General features: G+C 70.0%; 11 protein-coding genes and 2 pseudogenes. 7 read left to right on the forward strand and 6 right to left on the reverse strand.

Annotated features, from left to right (window positions below):
• The first annotated feature begins 200 nt into the window (after positions 1–200).
• The 6 genes and pseudogenes from tesB to ASF58_RS26985 all read left to right on the forward strand — a co-directional run bounded on the left by tesB (position 201) and on the right by ASF58_RS26985 (position 6,683).
• Positions 201–1,079, forward strand: coding sequence for an acyl-CoA thioesterase II (gene tesB / locus ASF58_RS05655; RefSeq protein ID WP_055948304.1), 879 nt, complete (start codon positions 201–203; stop codon positions 1,077–1,079).
• A gap of 343 nt (positions 1,080–1,422) precedes the next feature.
• A complete protein-coding gene (locus ASF58_RS05660; protein WP_055948310.1) occupies positions 1,423–1,761 on the forward strand; it encodes a P-II family nitrogen regulator in 339 nt (112 codons plus the stop codon).
• A gap of 90 nt (positions 1,762–1,851) precedes the next feature.
• On the forward strand, positions 1,852–3,357 hold the full coding sequence (locus ASF58_RS05665) for an ammonium transporter (protein ID WP_055948313.1): 1,506 nt from the start codon (positions 1,852–1,854) through the stop codon (positions 3,355–3,357).
• Positions 3,358–3,701: 344 nt separating this feature from the next.
• Positions 3,702–5,765: pseudogene (locus ASF58_RS05670) on the forward strand (DNA translocase FtsK 4TM domain-containing protein); the annotation flags it as partial.
• 99 nt (positions 5,766–5,864) lie between these two features.
• A pseudogene (locus ASF58_RS26980) lies at positions 5,865–6,199 on the forward strand (FtsK/SpoIIIE domain-containing protein); the annotation flags it as partial.
• Between the two features lie 67 nt (positions 6,200–6,266).
• Positions 6,267–6,683 (forward strand): DNA translocase FtsK, encoded by a 417-nt coding sequence (locus tag ASF58_RS26985; RefSeq protein WP_244477206.1) that lies wholly within the window; start codon positions 6,267–6,269, stop codon positions 6,681–6,683.
• A gap of 27 nt (positions 6,684–6,710) precedes the next feature.
• Here ASF58_RS26985 and ASF58_RS05675 read toward each other — a convergent pair whose 3' ends face one another.
• Positions 6,711–7,751: an aldose epimerase family protein gene (locus ASF58_RS05675; protein ID WP_055948320.1), complete on the reverse strand. Its 1,041-nt coding sequence runs from the start codon at positions 7,749–7,751 to the stop codon at positions 6,711–6,713.
• 55 nt (positions 7,752–7,806) lie between these two features.
• A complete protein-coding gene (locus ASF58_RS05680) occupies positions 7,807–9,588 on the reverse strand; it encodes an ABC transporter transmembrane domain-containing protein (protein WP_055948323.1) in 1,782 nt (593 codons plus the stop codon).
• A gap of 180 nt (positions 9,589–9,768) precedes the next feature.
• Between ASF58_RS05680 and ASF58_RS05685 the strand changes: the two genes are divergently transcribed.
• Positions 9,769–10,716, forward strand: coding sequence for a metal ABC transporter substrate-binding protein (locus ASF58_RS05685; protein ID WP_055948327.1), 948 nt, complete (start codon positions 9,769–9,771; stop codon positions 10,714–10,716).
• Between the two features lie 76 nt (positions 10,717–10,792).
• Here the strand turns inward: ASF58_RS05685 and moaD are convergent, their stop codons facing one another.
• The 4 genes from moaD to ASF58_RS05705 all read right to left on the reverse strand — a co-directional run bounded on the left by moaD (position 10,793) and on the right by ASF58_RS05705 (position 14,649).
• Positions 10,793–11,044, reverse strand: a complete 252-nt coding sequence (moaD, locus tag ASF58_RS05690) for a molybdopterin converting factor subunit 1 (RefSeq protein ID WP_055948330.1) — start codon at positions 11,042–11,044, stop codon at positions 10,793–10,795.
• A 13-nt stretch (positions 11,045–11,057) separates the two neighbouring features.
• Positions 11,058–11,657: a CDP-diacylglycerol--glycerol-3-phosphate 3-phosphatidyltransferase gene (gene pgsA, locus ASF58_RS05695; RefSeq protein WP_055948933.1), complete on the reverse strand. Its 600-nt coding sequence runs from the start codon at positions 11,655–11,657 to the stop codon at positions 11,058–11,060.
• 58 nt (positions 11,658–11,715) lie between these two features.
• Positions 11,716–13,836, reverse strand: a complete 2,121-nt coding sequence (gene uvrC, locus ASF58_RS05700; RefSeq protein ID WP_055948332.1) for an excinuclease ABC subunit UvrC — start codon at positions 13,834–13,836, stop codon at positions 11,716–11,718.
• A 78-nt stretch (positions 13,837–13,914) separates the two neighbouring features.
• Positions 13,915–14,649 carry a chemotaxis protein gene (locus ASF58_RS05705; protein WP_055948335.1) on the reverse strand — a complete coding sequence of 245 codons (735 nt, stop codon included), beginning with the start codon at positions 14,647–14,649 and terminating at the stop codon, positions 13,915–13,917.
• Between the last annotated feature and the right edge of the window lie 213 nt (positions 14,650–14,862).

Genomic DNA, 14,862 nt, shown 5'->3' on the forward strand with positions numbered 1-14,862 from the left:
CGTCGCCGCACCTTGCCCGTCGCACCTTGCCCCTCGCTCCTCGCCCGTCGCACCTTGCTTCCGATGCTGGCCCACAGATCCTGGCCGACCGATCCCGGCCGTCGCATCCTTGCCAGCGCGATGGTTCACATGTGAAGGATCGCCCGAGGCGCCGTGGCGTCTACGCGGTCCGGGGATCCCCGGGCGACCAGGGAAGCGGCATGACCGGCATCGTCACCGAACTCCTCGACATCCTCGACCTGAAGAGCCTGGAGCCGGACCTCTTCCGGGGCGAGAGCCTGCAGACGGGCTGGTTCCGGGTCTTCGGCGGGCAAGTGGTGGCGCAGGCGTTGGTGGCGGCGACCCGCGCGGTGCCCGAGACCCGGCCGCCGCATTCGCTCCACGCCTACTTCCTCCTCGGCGGCGACCCGAAGGCCCCGATCGACTATGCGGTGGAGCGCATCCGCGACGGCCGTAGCTTCACCACGCGCCGCGTCGTGGCGCACCAGCACGGCCGGGCGATCTTCACGATGTCGGTCTCCTTCCACGACGCGGAAGCGGGCGCGACCCACCAGGCGACCATGCCGGACGTGGCTCCCCCGGAGGAGGTCCCGGAGGCCCCCGCTGCCACCGCCGACGCCGCCCGGCACGGGCTCGCGATCCCGGCGCCGATCCTGTCCTATTTCGGCCGGCGGCGGCCCATCGAGCTGCGGCCCGTCGAGATCGAGCGCTACCTGCGCCGGGCCCCGCGGGAGCCGCGCTTCCACGTCTGGATGCGGGCCGTCGACCGCCTGCCCGACGATCCGGCGATCCACCGCGCCGTCCTCGCCTACGCCTCCGACATGACGCTGCTCGACGCCACCCTGATCCCGCATGGGCAGACCGTGTTCGACCCGGAGATCCAGTCGGCGAGCCTCGACCACGCCCTGTGGTTCCACCGGCCGTTCCGGGCCGACGACTGGCTGCTCTATGCCCAGGACAGTCCGAGCGCCGATGGGGCCCGGGGGTTCGCGCGCGGACAGATCTTCACGCGCGACGGCACGCTGGTGGCGTCCGTGGCCCAGGAAGGCATGATCCGGCCTCGCCGCACCGAGGCCTGACTGCGCCCGGTCGAAGCTGCGAAAGACGCTGCTTCGATGCACGAGTTGCCTGCGTCGGCAGCGTATTGCCTATTTTGCGGGCAAACTTGGCCGTGGAAACGCTGCGTCCTGAGTCAATGACCGGATACTTCTTGGGCAGATGCGCATCCGGCGAAAAAGTTCCGTTGGCATAGTCCTTGAATATGTGTGCGGGCGAACGGGCTGGAAGCGGCTCGGGCGCACCGGCCGGTCCGATCGTGTCGCGACGCTTGCGTGCGCCGGCCGGTGGCCTCCACGCGCGCATGTTTCTGTCCACCCGGTTCACCTCGTCGAACTCAACTCGTAGCTTAAGGGGGCGTCGCCCATGAAAATCGTGATGGCCATCATCAAGCCGTTCAAGCTGGAGGAGGTCCGCGACGCTCTGACCGGCATCGGCGTCCACGGCCTGACCGTCACCGAGGTGAAGGGCTATGGCCGGCAGAAAGGCCATACCGAGATCTACCGGGGCGCCGAGTACGCCGTGAGCTTCCTGCCCAAGCTCAAGATCGAGGTGGCCGTGGCCTCCGATCTGGTCGCCAGCGTGATCGATGCGATCGCGGCCGCCGCCCGCACGGGCCAGATCGGCGACGGCAAGATCTTCGTCGTGCCCCTCGAGAAGGCCGTCCGCATCCGCACCGGCGAGACCGACGTCGACGCCCTCTGAGGCGACCGCCTGTCCGGACGATCGCGTCCGGGCGCCCCTGACCTGTCCTCTTCACATCAGCATCGCACCGCGATCGGGAGTCTCGTTTCCATGAAACTTCGCAATGCCCTGGCGCTCGGGCTGGGGGGTGCCGCGCTGGCACTCCTGTTCATCGAGCCATCCCTTGCGCAGACGCCGACGGCGGAGGCCGTGCCGGCCGCCGCGAGCGCCGTGCCCGTTCCGAACAAGGGCGACACCGCCTGGATGCTCATCTCCAGCGCCCTCGTGCTGCTGATGGTCGTGCCCGGCCTGGCCCTGTTCTACGGCGGTCTCGTTCGCACCAAGAACATGCTGTCCGTCCTGACGCAGGTCTTCGCCATCGCCTGCATCTCCTGCCTGCTGTTCGTGATCTTCGGCTACAGCCTCGCCTTCACCAACGGCGGCGGTCTCAACGACTTCGTCGGCGGCCTGTCGAAGGCGTTCCTGAAGGGCATCGACCCGAACTCCACCGTCGCCACCTTCTCGAACGGCGTCGTGATCCCCGAATACGTCTACATCTGCTTCCAGATGACGTTCGCGATGATCACCCCGGCCCTCATCGTCGGCGCCTTCGCCGAGCGGATGAAGTTCTCGGCCCTGGTCGTGTTCATGATCCTCTGGACCACGCTGATCTACTTCCCGATGGCGCACATGGTCTGGTACTGGGGCGGCCCGGACGCGGTTGGCAACGCCGCCAAGGCGCTGGCCGCTGCCACCGACGACGCCTCGAAGGCGACCGCCCAGGCGGCCCTCGACGCGGTGAACGCCGATGCCGGCCTGCTCTTCAAGTGGGGCGCCCTCGACTTCGCCGGCGGCACCGTGGTGCACATCAACGCCGGGATCGCGGGCTTCGTCGGCTGCCTCATGCTCGGCAAGCGCATCGGCTACGGCCGTGACCTGCTGGCCCCGCACTCCCTGACCATGACGGCGATCGGCGCCTCGCTCCTCTGGGTGGGTTGGTTCGGCTTCAACGCCGGCTCGAACCTCGAGTCCAACGGCACCGCCGCCATGGCCATGCTCAACACCTTCGTGGCCACCGCCGCCGCAGCCCTCTCCTGGCTGTTCGTCGAGTGGATGCTGAAGGGCAAGCCGTCCCTCCTCGGCATGCTGTCGGGCGCCATCGCGGGCCTCGTGGCCGTCACGCCGGCCGCCGGCTTTGCCGGTCCGATGGGCTCGATCATCCTCGGCCTCGTCGCCGGCGCGGTCTGCTTCATCATGTGTTCCACGGTGAAGAACGCCCTCGGCTACGACGATTCCCTGGACGTCTTCGGCGTCCACTGCATCGGCGGCATCCTCGGCGCCGTCGCCACGGGCCTGCTCGTGAACCCGGACTTCGGCGGCGTCGGCCTGCCGGACTACACCTCCAAGCCCGGTGAGCTCGCGGTCGGCGCCTACGAGACCAGCGCCGCGCTGATGAGCCAGATCAAGGCCGTCGGCTTCACCATCCTCTGGTCGGGCGTCGGCTCCGCCATCCTGTACAAGCTCGTCGATCTCACCATCGGCCTGCGCGTGACCCAGGACGAGGAGCGCGAGGGCCTCGACATCGCCGATCACGGCGAGCGCGCCTACAACTACTAAGCCGCAGCAACGAACGCTTCCGGCGCCCACGGGCGTCGGAAGGAAAGGCCCAGGTCCCCGTGACCGGGGCCTTTCTCGTTTCGGCGGTCCGGTCGAGGCGGGCCGTCCGCAGACTTCGGGCGACGTTGCGGGGCCGCGAGGCGGGTCCGGCCCGGTGGCGCGCCATCGGCCCGTCCAGCGCCCATCGCACCGGGATAACCCGAGGCAGGCACGATCCCAGGCGGGAACGACCCAACGAAGGACCGCATTGCGACGGAGCGCGAAGGGAAGTCTCAACCTTAGCCAGCCGTTAACTCCGCCGACGCTACCGTCACCGGACAGTTCCCCATCGTGTCTGGTACCGCATGCGCTCGCTTCGCCGTTCCGCATCGCCCTACGATACTTTCGTCGACAGCTTTCGCCCGTTCCTGGCCAAGCGAATGACAGAGTTGGGCGGTCTCGTGCTGTTTGCCGGTGCCACCGCGCTGACGGTCGCCCTGGCGACGTGGTCGATCGACGATCCGAGCCTCAACCACGCCACCGACCATGCGGCCCACAACGTCCTGGGCACCGGCGGGGCCGTCGTCTCGGACCTGGCGATGCAGCTCCTGGGACTCGGCTCCCTGGCCTTCGTGCTGCCCCCGGCGCTCTGGGGCATCCAGCTGATGCGCACGCGGGCGCTGCCCCGGGGCGGCCTGCGCCTGACCCTCTGGATCATCGGATTCTTCGCCGCGAGCGCGGTGGCGAGCGCGCTGCCGTCAACGGCGCGCTGGCCCCTGCCCACCGGTCTCGGCGGTGTCGCCGGCGACGCGTTGATGCATGCCGCCCGGATGATGCTCGGCATCGTGGCGACCCCGCTCCACGCCTTCGCGGGCTTCCTCTTCGCCGGCGTCGCGATCCTGTGCCTCACGGGTGCCTGCCGGGTCGGTGAGCTCGATACGGAGGATTTCGACGCCTACGATGCGCCGCCGGCCCCCGCGCGCCAGGCCGTGCGCGGCCGGCCCGATGCCAGCCATGACGGACGCTACGAGGATGACGAGCCGAGCCTCGGCATCGTTTCCCTCGGGGCGATGGCGCAGGCCCTGATGGGCGGGCGCGCGGCCCTGGCGGCGCGCCTCGCCGACTGGCGGGCCGAGCGCGCGGCGGCGGCCACCGCACTCGCCTATGCTGGTGCCTCGCCGGCCCTCGCGGCACAGCGCGCCTTCGCGGCGCCCGAAGACGCCCCCTGGGCGACCCACGCGCCCGATGCCCGGGTGGCCCCCTCGGACGGCCGGCGGGAGCCGGTCTTCGACGCGCCGCCGCAGGCGCCGTCCGCGACCCGGCGCCCCCCGCCGCCCGTGCACCACGACGACGAGGACGCCGACGACGCGGCCGATCTCGAGGCGCCTCCCGTCGAGGCCGCCGCGCCGGCGCGTTCCCGCGTGGCGCCCGCGGCCCCGGCGCCCGTCCCGGCCGCCCCCCGTCGCACGCCACCGCCCCAACCCCAGAATGCCGAGAACTACCGGCACCCCGCCCTGGAACTCCTCGCCGACCCGCCGCGGCTGCCCGCCTCCAGCCAGATCTCTTCGGAGGCCCTGGAGCAGAACGCCACCCTGCTGGAGGCCACCCTCAGCGACTTCGGCGTGCGCGGCGACATCCTGGCGGTGCGCCCCGGCCCGGTCGTCACCCTCTACGAGCTGGAGCCGGCGCCCGGCACCAAGTCGAGCCGCGTGATCTCGCTCTCGGACGACATCGCCCGCTCGATGTCGGCGGTCTCCGCCCGCGTCGCCGTCGTCCCCGGCCGCAACGCCATCGGCATCGAGCTGCCGAATGCCCGGCGCGAGACCGTGTACCTGCGCGAGCTCCTCGCCTCGGCCGATTTCGCCGAGACGAAGCAGAGCCTCGCCCTGTGCCTCGGCAAGAACATCGGCGGCGAGCCGATCATCGCCGATCTCGCCAAGATGCCTCACCTGCTGGTGGCGGGCACCACGGGCTCGGGCAAGTCGGTGGCCAACATCGGCGGCGAGCCGATCATCGCCGATCTCGCCAAGATGCCTCACCTGCTGGTGGCGGGCACCACGGGCTCGGGCAAGTCGGTGGCCATCAACACGATGATCCTGTCGCTGCTCTACCGGATGAAGCCGGAGGAGTGCCGCCTGATCATGGTCGACCCCAAGATGCTGGAGCTCTCCGTCTACGACGGCATCCCGCACCTGCTCTCCCCCGTGGTCACGGACCCGAAGAAGGCGGTCATCGCCCTCAAGTGGGCCGTGCGCGAGATGGAGGAGCGCTACAAGAAGATGTCGAAGGTCGGTGTGCGTAACATCGACGGCTTCAATGCCCGTCTCGCCGAGGCGCGCGGGCGCGGCGAGATCCTGACCCGGACCGTCCAGACCGGATTCGACCGCGAGACCGGCCAGGCCGTGTACGAGACGGAGGAGATGGACCTGTCGGCGCTGCCCTACATCGTGATCGTGGTCGACGAGATGGCCGACCTGATGATGGTGGCGGGCAAGGACATCGAGGGCGCGATCCAGCGCCTGGCGCANTCGGCGCTGCCCTACATCGTGATCGTGGTCGACGAGATGGCCGACCTGATGATGGTGGCGGGCAAGGACATCGAGGGCGCGATCCAGCGCCTGGCGCAGATGGCGCGCGCGGCCGGCATCCACCTGATCATGGCGACCCAGCGTCCCTCGGTCGACGTGATCACAGGCACGATCAAGGCCAACTTCCCGACCCGGATCTCCTTCCAGGTGACGAGCAAGATCGACAGCCGCACGATCCTGGGCGAGATGGGCGCCGAGCAGCTGCTGGGCCAGGGCGACATGCTGTTCATGGCCGGCGGCGGGCGCACGACGCGCGTGCACGGGCCGTTCTGCTCNGACAGCCGCACGATCCTGGGCGAGATGGGCGCCGAGCAGCTGCTGGGCCAGGGCGACATGCTGTTCATGGCCGGCGGCGGGCGCACGACGCGCGTGCACGGGCCGTTCTGCTCGGACTCGGAGGTCGAGAGCGTGGTCGCCCACCTCAAGCGCCAGGGCCGGCCCTCCTACCTCGAGGCCGTCACGGCGGAGGAGGACGGTGCGGCGGGCGGAAAGGGCGGCGCCGACGAGATCGAGCTGGACGGCGCGGTCTTCGACCAGGGCAGCTTCGGCGAGTCCGGCGGCGACCTCTACGACCAGGCGGTCCAGGTGGTGCTGCGGGACAAGAAGGCCTCGACCTCCTACATCCAGCGCCGCCTGCAGATCGGCTACAACCGCGCCGCCTCCCTGATGGAGAAGATGGAGATCGAGGGCATCGTCGGCCCGGCCAACCATGCGGGGAAGCGCGAGATCCTGGTCGAGCCGGACGCGCATCACGGCTGAGCTGCGCCGCGGCGCCGGACGGCCGCCCTACGGAACGGTGCCGAACCGATAGGTCGTGGTCGCCCGGAACGGCGCGTCCGGTCGCAGGACGGTGCTGGGAAAGGCCGGGTGGTTCGGGGCGTCCGGGAAGCCCTGGGCCTCGAAGCAGACGGCATCGCCGGCGCGGTAGAGCCCGCCGCCCGAGCCCGTCACGGTGCCATCGAGCATGTTCGCGGTGTAGAGTTGCAGCCCAGGCTGCGTCGTGGCCACGGTGAGGCTGCGCCCGCTCGCCGGATCGACCGCCTGCGCCACTGCGCGCAGGGTCCCGTCGCCGCCGAGCACGTAGGTGTGGTCGTAGCCGTGAGCGAGGGCGAGCTGCGGATGCGCCGTCCGGATGCGCGCCCCGAGCGCCGTCGGCGTCCGGAAGTCGAAGGGCGTCCCGGCCACGGGCAGGATCCTGCCCGTGGGGATCTGCTCGGCATCCGTCTCCAGCACCGCATCCGCCGCGAGGGTGACCATGTGCCCGAGGGCGCTGCCCGCGTCCTCGCCGGCGAGGTTGAAGTAGCTGTGGTTGGTCAGGTTGACGATCGTCGGCCGGTCGGTGACCGCCGCATACGCGATGGCCAGGGTGCCGTCGTCCCCCAGGCGGTAGGTCACGGTGACGTCGAGGTTGCCCGGGAAGCCCTGTTCGCCGTCGGCGGACCGGTAGGCCAGGGTGAGGCTGGCCGCGTCGGCGGCCTCGACCCGCCAGACCCGCCGGTCGAAGCCTTCCGGCCCGCCATGCATGGTGTTGCGGCCCTGGTTGCGGGGCAGCTGATGGATCGCTCCGTCGAGGCTGAAGCGCCCGCCTGCGATCCGGTTGGCGTAGCGCCCGATCAGGGCCCCGAAATGCGCGTCGCTCGCGACGTAGCCTGCGAGGTCGGCGGCCCCGAGGACGACGTTGGCCACGCGGCCCCTGCGGTCCGGAACGTCGATCCGGCTGACGATCCCACCGTAATCGAGCACCTGCACCCGCAGGTCGCCCCGCGTGAGGGTATGGCGCGTCACGGCCGCGCCGTCCGCCGTGGTTCCGAAAGGCTCTGTGCGCATCGACGTCCGAGTCCCGCTCCGGCCGGCTCAACGCGCGGCCGGCGGATCGGTCCCGTCAGGCCGGTACGACGGCGTCCGCGGCGTCGCCGGAGAGCTGCATCCGGTGCAGCCGGGCATAGGCGTCGCCCGCCGTCACCAGCGCCTCGTGGCGTCCGGTCTCGATGATCCGCCCGGCCTCCATCACGACGATGCAGTCGGCATCGCGCACGGTGGAGAGGCGGTGCGCGATGACCAGGGTGGTGCGGCCCCGCATCAGGCGCAGGAGCGCGTCCTGGACCAGACGCTCCGACTCGGAATCGAGGGCGCTCGTCGCCTCGTCGAGGAGGAGGATCGGGGCGTCCTTGAGGAAGGCGCGGGCCAGGGAGATGCGCTGGCGCTCGCCCCCCGAGAGGCGGCCGCCCGAGGGCCCGACCGGGAAGTCGTAGCCCTCCGGCAGGCGACTGATGAAGCCGTGGGCCGCCGCCGCCTCGGCCGCCGCCTCGATCTCGGCGCGGGTCGCTCCCGGCCGGCCGAAGCCGATATTGGCCGCGATGGTGTCGTCGAACAGCACCACGTCCTGTGAGACCACGGCCACCGCCGCGCGCAGGGAGGCGAGGGAGACGCTGCGGATGTCCTGCCCGTCGATGCGCACCGCGCCCTCGGTCACGTCGTAGAGGCGCGGCACGAGGTTGAGGAGGGAGGACTTGCCCGAACCCGAACGCCCGACCAGGGCCACCGTCGCCCCGGCCGGGACGGTGAGGTCGATGCCCTCCAGGGCCGGCGCGTCGGCGCGGTAGCGGAACTGCACGCCGGTGAAGCGGATCTCGCCCCCCGCCACCTGCAGCGGGGGCGCGCCCGGCACGTCGCGGATCTGCGGCGCCTCGTCCATGAGAGCGAAGTAGCGCTGCAGGGCGGCGCCGGCTTCCTGAAGGATCGCGTTGAGGGTGCCCAGGGTGCGGATCGGCTGCGAGGCCAGGAGCAGCGCGGTGACGTAGCCGGTGAAGTCGCCCACCGTGCGGTCGCCCGAGGTCACGCGCTGGCCGACCAGGGCCAGCACTGCGGCCACCGCGAAGCCGCCGCCGATCTCGAGGAGCGGATCGAGGCGTCCGCGGGCATTGGCGGCCTTCATCTTGAGGCGGCGCACCTCGTCGAAGGCCCCCCGCGCCCGGCCCTTGAGGTAGCCCTCCAAGGCGTAGGTCTTGGCGATGCGGGCCCCCTGCAGGCTCTCGGTGATCAGGCTGGCGGTGAGGCCCATCCGCTCCTGCGTCGCGGTCGAGACCCGGCGCAGCTTCTTGCCGACCCGGCCGATCGGGCCGGCAACGAACGGCACCACCACGCCCGCCACCAGGGTGAGGATCGGATCCATCCAGACCAGGGCCGCCACCAGGGCGATCAGCATGGCGATGTCGCGCAGGAGCACCGTCGAGATGCGGGTCAGGGCCTCCTTGATGAAGGCGAAATCCGTGGTGAAGCGCTGGGTGAAGGCGGCCGGGCTCTCGCGCCCGAGCTGGGCGAGATCGGAGTCGATGAGGTGTCCGTAGAGGGCGGCCTGCATGTCGGCCTCGACCCGGGTGACGACCCGGTTGGTCAGGACGTTCTGGCCGAACAGCGCGAAGCCGCGGATCGACGTGATCGCGATGACGATCACCGGGCCGTAGGCGAGGGCACCCATATCCTTGCGGTCGAAGGCGTCGAAGGCGAGCTTGATCAGGGTCGGGTACAGGCCCGTCGCCGCTCCCACGATGGCGATGAGCACCAGAACCACCGCGAGGGTCGCCCGGTGCGGACGCAGCCATTCCCGCCAGACCCGGCCGAGGAGGGGAAGGATGTCGCTCTTGGGAAGCGCCCGTCGCGCCATCTGGTCCGCTCTTTCCGTGTCATGCCCGCCCGTCGGCGCAGAGGCCGCGACTGCGGGGGTGTTTGCGTCCGCCCGCCGGCGAGATCAAGCGGAAGCCACGGGGGAACGCTCCACGGCCCGGCTAGGAAATGTGATAATGTTACAGTAGAGCGGGGGAGCTTACCGAAAGGATCGTCTCCGATGCCGCTCCGGCTCCCGTTCCCGCGCCCGCGTTTCGGCCTGCCTGCCGCCCTCGTGCTCCTGCTCGGCCTGGTCGGTCCGGTCTCGGCGGCGGAGACGAAGCTGCGCGCCGTCGCGACCTTCTCGATCCTGGCCGACCTGGTGGCCCAGGTCGGCGGGGACCATGTCGCCGTGACCTCCCTGGTGCAGCCCAACGCGGATGCCCACGGCTATGCACCGGCGCCGAGCGACGCCCGGACCCTGGCGGATGCCAGGCTCGTCGTGGTCAACGGCCTGGGGCTCGAGGGATGGATCGACCGGCTGATCAAGGCCTCCGGCACCAAGGCGCCGGTGATCGTCGCCTCCGCCGGGGTCAAGCCGATCGAGGCCGAGGATGACGGCCACGGGCATGACGGGCCTGGTCACGCGCACGGCCACCACGACGATCCCCATGCCTGGCAGAGCATCGCCAACGCGCGGATCTACGTCGGCAACATCCGGGATGCCCTGGTGCGGATCGACCCAGACCATGCCGCGGCCTATGCCGACAACGCGAAGGCCTATGTCGCCTCCCTCGACGCCCTTGAGGGCGAGGTCCGGACGGGGATCGCCGCGATCCCGAAGGCCCAGCGCCGGATCATCACCACCCACGACGCGTTCGGGTACTTCACCGCCGCCTACGGCCTCACCTTCATCGCCCCCCAGGGCGTGTCCACCGACAGCGAGGCGAGCCCGCGCGACGTCGCCCGGATCATCCGCCAGATTCGCCAGGAGAAGATCCCGGCCGTCTTCCTGGAGAACATCAGCGATCCGCGCCTGATGCAGCAGATCGCCCGCGAGAGCGGTGCCGTGATCGGCGGCAAGGTCTTCTCCGACGCCCTGTCGGGGCCGGACGGGCCGGCGCCGACCTACGTGGCGATGATGCGCCACAACCTCGCGGCCTTCACCGCGGCCCTGGGCCAGCGCTGAACCCAGGCCCGGTTTCGCTCAAGCGTCGGGCGGGCTCGGCGGATGCGGGTCCCCGTCCGATCGACCGAGGGCCGGATCAGCCCCCGGTCATCGGCGGGAAGAACGCGATCTCGGCGGCGCCGGCGATCGGTGCGTCCGGCTTCGCATGGACCCGGTCGATCGCCGCGCGGACGATGCCGGTGGTCTCGAAGGCGTAGGCGTATTCCTCGCCCCGGCCGCGCAGCCAGTCGACGAGATCCGCGACCGTGACGATCCCGGCGGGGAGGTCGATGGTCTCCTCGGCCTTGCCGACGCGCTCGCGCACCCAGGCGAAATAGACGAGCTTCATCGCGTGGTGTCCCTCAGCGCGGGTCGTCGATGACGTGCTTGATGCCGGCGCGCAGGTAGTCCCAGCCGGTATAGAGCGTCAGCGCGGCGGCGATCCAGAGGAGGACGGTGCCGGTCTGGATCGTGCCCGGCAGGATCGTTTCCCCGGCCGGACCGGCGACCAGGAAGCCGATCGCGATCAGCTGCACGGTGGTCTTCCACTTGGCGACCTTGCTCACCGGAACGCCGACCTTCAGCTCGGCGAGATACTCGCGCAGGCCCGAGACCAGGATCTCCCGGCACAGGATCACGATGGCGGCCCAGAGGGTCCAGCCCACGATGGTGTTGTCGGCGGCCAGCATGAGCAGGCAGGCGGCCACCAGCAGCTTGTCGGCGATGGGATCGAGCATCCGCCCGAGGGCCGAGCTCTGGTCGTAGGTCCGCGCCACGTAGCCGTCGAGGTAGTCGGTGATCGCCGCCAGGATGTAGACCGCCAGGGCGCCGAAGCGCGCGCTGGGCTCGGTGGGCCAGTACAGCAGCGCGACCACGACCGGCACCGCCACGAGCCGCCCGTAGGTCAGGCAGTTCGCGAGCGTCCAGGCTGGCGACCGGCGGCGGGTGAGGACGGGATTCATCGCAGGCGTGAAACCATGTGCGGCGGTGGGGGTCAACCGCTCGGACCCGCCGATCTCGTCACGCATGGGTGTGAAAGAAGTCGTAGACGGCGCGCGCCGTGGCGGCGTTGACCCCCGGGGTCTTCGCCAGATCCTCGAACGCCGCGCGCTGGATCGCCTTCACGGTGCCGAAGTGGTGCAGCAGCGCGCGCTTGCGGCTGGGGCCGATTCCCGCGATCTCGTCGAGGGGGTTCCGCACCATCTCGCGCTTGCGCTTGGCCCGGTGGCTGCCGATGGCGAAGCGGTGCGCCTCGTCGCGCAGGCGCTGCACGAAGTACAGGGTCGGATCGCGCGGCGGCAGCTTGAAGGGGGGGCGCCCGGGCACGAAGAACGTCTCGCGCCCGGCGTCGCGGTCGCGGCCCTTGGCGATGCCCACCAGGGCGACGTCGGTGACGCCGATCTCCTCCAGGGCGGTCCGGGCAGCGTCCAGCTGCCCCTTGCCGCCGTCGATCAGCACGAGGTCGGGCCAGGCCGGCAGGGTGTCGCTCTCCGGCGGCGCCTCGGGCACCGGCGCCTCGGCGCCGCCCTCGCTCGCCGCGATCGCGGCCTCCCGGGCGGTGCGCGGGTTCTCCTTGACGAGGCGCTTGAAGCGGCGCTGCAGCACCTCGCGCATCATCCCGTAATCGTCGCCCGGGGTCAGCTCCTCCGACTTGATGTTGAAGGTGCGGTAATGCTGCTTGGCGAAGCCCGTCGGCCCGGCGACGATCATGCCGCCGACGGCGTTCGTGCCCATGATGTGCGAGTTGTCGTAGACCTCGATCCGCCGGGGCGTGCCGGAGAGCCCGAAGGACTGGCCGAGGGCGACCAGGAGCTTGCCCTGCGAGGCGGTGTCGGCGAGGCGCCGGCCCAGCGCCTCCTTGGCGTTGCGCTGAGCGTACTCGACGAGGTTCTTGCGCTCGCCGCGCTGGGGCTGGTGGATCTCGACCCGGTACTCCGTGCGGCTCGACAGGGCGGCGGCCAGGAGTTCCACATCCTCGATGGCGTGCGAGACCAGGACGCTGCGCGGCGCCGGCTTGTCGTCGTAGAACTGCCCGATGAACGAGGCCAGGACCTCGTCCGGCGTCATGGTGCGGTCGGCCTTGGGAAAGTAGGCGCGGTTGCCCCAGTTCTGGAAGTTGCGGAAGAAGAACACCTCGATGCAGAACTGGCCCGCCTGCTCGTCGAGGGCGAAGACGTCGGCCTCCTCGACGCCCTGGGTGTTCACGCCCTGCGTCCCCTGGATCGCCGACAGGGCGGCGATGCGGTCGCGGAACCGGGCCGCGCGCTCAAACTCCATCTTCTCGGAGGCGTCCTGCATCTCCTCGCGCATGCGGTCCTTCACGGCGTTCGACTTGCCCGCGAGGAAGCTCTTCGCGTTGTCGGCGAGCGCGCGATAATCGGCGAGGTCGATCTCGCCCGTGCACGGACCGGAGCAGCGCTTGATCTGGTAGAGCAGGCAGGGCCGGGTGCGGTTCTCGTAGTAGCTGTCCGTGCAGGTGCGCAGGAGGAAGGCCCGCTGGAGGGCGTTCACCGTGCGGTTCACCGCCCAGACGCTGGCGAAGGGGCCGTAATAGCTGCCCTTCCGGCGCCGGGCGCCGCGGTGCTTGATGATCTGCGGCGCTTCCGAATCCGCCGTGACGAGGATGTAGGGAAACGACTTGTCGTCCCGCATCAGCACGTTGAAGCGCGGCTTCAGCTGCTTGATCAGGTTGGCCTCGAGGAGCAGCGCCTCGGTCTCGGTGGCGGTGGTGACGAACTCCATCGCCGCCGTCTGCGAGATCATGCGAGCGATGCGGTTGGAATGGGCCTGGCCCCGCGCGTAGGAGCCGACCCGCGCCTTGAGGTTCTTGGCCTTGCCGACGTAGAGCACGTCGCCCTTGTCGTCGAACATCCGGTAGACGCCGGGCGAGGTCGGTAGGGTCGTCCAGAACCGCCGGATCACCTCGGTGCCGGCCTTGACCGCGCCCTCCTCGAAATCGAAGTCGATCTCGGGGGCGTCGTCGGCCTGCGCGAGGTCGAGCGCCTCCTCGGCGTCGTCCTCCCGGCCGCCGTCCTGCGGGAACCCGTCCTGCGAGAACCCATCCTGCAGGCCGTCCTGATCGTCGAAGCCGTCAGGCGGCAGATCTTTCGAGGCGTGGTCTTTCGCGGGCGCGCGGCTCATGCCGCTGACTTAAGCCTCGGGGGAAGGCGAGGGAAGGGGCGATCCAGGCGGCGCGCGGGGCGACGAGGCCCCGTCGCCTCAGTCGAAGAGCGCGTCGATGTCGCCCTGGTCGACGTGGCCGATATCGTCCTCGAGCTTCGGCCCGTTGAGGAGCGAGCTCTCGTCGTCGATGTCGATCTTGGCGGGATGGGCGCCCAGCAGCTCGCTGAAGCTGTCGAGGCCGCCCCAGGCCTCGATCATCCGGTCGAGGTGCTCCTCGATGAACTTCAGCACGCCGACGATCTTGTTGATGCGCTGGCCGGTGAGGTCCTGGAAGTTGCAGGCCTCGAAGGCGACCACGACGCGGTCGAGGATCGCGTCGATGTTCTCGCGTCCCGCCATGGTGGTGGTCATGGCGCGCAGCATGCTGGCGTTGGTCTCGATTTCCTCGATCGCGCCTAGGATCGTGCTGGTGGCGCGCTCGGTGGAGTCGACGACGGCGTCGAGTTCGCCCGCCACGCGGCGCATGCCCTTGCCGGTATTCTCCGAGCGGTAGAGCGTCGCGATCTCCTGCTTGGTGCGGGTGATCGCATCCTTCATGATGTCGAGTTCGGACCGCATCGCGAAGGCTTCGTTGAGCTCGCGCCGGCAGGCGTCGATCGTCTCGACGGTGCTCGTCTGCGTGACCTTCCGAAGATCCTGGATCGCCGAGAGGATCTCCTCGAGGCGCTTGTTGTTCAGGGTTACCGCCTCCGACGAGACGGCGGCTTCGGTGGCCACGGCGGGACCTGCGAGCCCGAGGCTTTCCTCGATGCGGTAACGTTTGAGAGTCATCGGTCGCGATCAGCCGGAAAGAGTGAAGCCCGGTGACGATGCCGCCAACTCATTGCGATTTCTTGAACGTCGCAACGGGCCAGCAACCTTTACCGGCCGTTCACGCTGAATCCGAGGAACTGTTCGAAGCCGAACCGGGCTGAACGATTCACCATGTTCCTTCACCGGGTCCTCGTTCGGGGCCCCGATCCTCCGGGCATGTCGGACCCGCGG

Origin of the sequence: Methylobacterium sp. Leaf125, from assembly GCF_001423085.1 — a bacterium.
Lineage (GTDB): Bacteria > Pseudomonadota > Alphaproteobacteria > Rhizobiales > Beijerinckiaceae > Methylobacterium.

Bases quoted from the DNA above. Each gene is read 5' to 3' on its own strand.
- ASF58_RS05665 (WP_055948313.1), top strand. From the start codon at position 1,852: ATGAAACTTCGCAATGCCCTGGCGCTCGGGCTGGGGGGTGCCGCGCTG.
- ASF58_RS05660 (WP_055948310.1), top strand. From the start codon at position 1,423: ATGAAAATCGTGATGGCCATCATCAAGCCGTTCAAGCTGGAGGAGGTC.
- uvrC (WP_055948332.1), bottom strand. From the start codon at position 13,836: ATGAGCCGCGCGCCCGCGAAAGACCACGCCTCGAAAGATCTGCCGCCT.
- ASF58_RS05705 (WP_055948335.1), bottom strand. From the start codon at position 14,649: ATGACTCTCAAACGTTACCGCATCGAGGAAAGCCTCGGGCTCGCAGGT.
- ASF58_RS05680 (WP_055948323.1), bottom strand. From the start codon at position 9,588: ATGGCGCGACGGGCGCTTCCCAAGAGCGACATCCTTCCCCTCCTCGGC.
- ASF58_RS26985 (WP_244477206.1), top strand. From the start codon at position 6,267: ATGGCCGGCGGCGGGCGCACGACGCGCGTGCACGGGCCGTTCTGCTCG.
- moaD (WP_055948330.1), bottom strand. From the start codon at position 11,044: ATGAAGCTCGTCTATTTCGCCTGGGTGCGCGAGCGCGTCGGCAAGGCC.
- tesB (WP_055948304.1), top strand. From the start codon at position 201: ATGACCGGCATCGTCACCGAACTCCTCGACATCCTCGACCTGAAGAGC.
- ASF58_RS05675 (WP_055948320.1), bottom strand. From the start codon at position 7,751: ATGCGCACAGAGCCTTTCGGAACCACGGCGGACGGCGCGGCCGTGACG.
- pgsA (WP_055948933.1), bottom strand. From the start codon at position 11,657: ATGAATCCCGTCCTCACCCGCCGCCGGTCGCCAGCCTGGACGCTCGCG.
- ASF58_RS05685 (WP_055948327.1), top strand. From the start codon at position 9,769: ATGCCGCTCCGGCTCCCGTTCCCGCGCCCGCGTTTCGGCCTGCCTGCC.